A 359-nucleotide genomic window follows, 5' to 3' on the forward strand; every position below is an offset into this window, starting at 1 on the left:
ACCCTATACCGTTTAATCTCTCAGAGTAAGTTTCCAGCCCAATTAGAATTAGGAGCGCGTTGTGTGGGCTGGCGTCGCCATGAAGTACAAGAATGGATAGATACTCGCCCTACCGTAAACCAAGTTAAGGGGGCGAAATGAAAAGTTTATTATCCGACCCTAAACTCGCAGCTATTGGCACACATTGCTTTATGCTTGGTATTCCACATATCAAAGTTCACCCAACCAATTACAAAGGCTCTAAAGTTCTAGATGCTCTCAAACATGCAGCTCATACCAAGCGCACCGAAGACCTTGAGCAAGCCCAAGATCTAATCAACCGTTATAACTATTGATTAACAGGCCTCGCGTTATATGAC

The 359-nt window shown here is 44.0% G+C and carries 2 protein-coding genes; both read left to right on the forward strand.

Annotated elements, in window-relative coordinates; all coding sequences use genetic code 11:
- On the forward strand, positions 1-141 hold a 141-nt coding region (locus tag AB4512_RS24085), incomplete at its 5' end, for a helix-turn-helix transcriptional regulator (RefSeq protein WP_372176012.1).
- On the forward strand, positions 138-335 hold the full coding sequence (locus AB4512_RS24090; protein ID WP_017080299.1) for a hypothetical protein: 198 nt from the start codon (positions 138-140) through the stop codon (positions 333-335). The genes AB4512_RS24085 and AB4512_RS24090, both read left to right, overlap by 4 nt.
- Positions 336-359 lie beyond the last annotated feature (24 nt).

The organism is Vibrio sp. 10N.222.52.B7 (assembly GCF_041474275.1).
Classification (GTDB): Bacteria; Pseudomonadota; Gammaproteobacteria; order Enterobacterales; family Vibrionaceae; genus Vibrio; species Vibrio crassostreae_C.

Bases quoted from the DNA above. Each gene is read 5' to 3' on its own strand.
- AB4512_RS24090 (WP_017080299.1), top strand. From the start codon at position 138: ATGAAAAGTTTATTATCCGACCCTAAACTCGCAGCTATTGGCACACAT.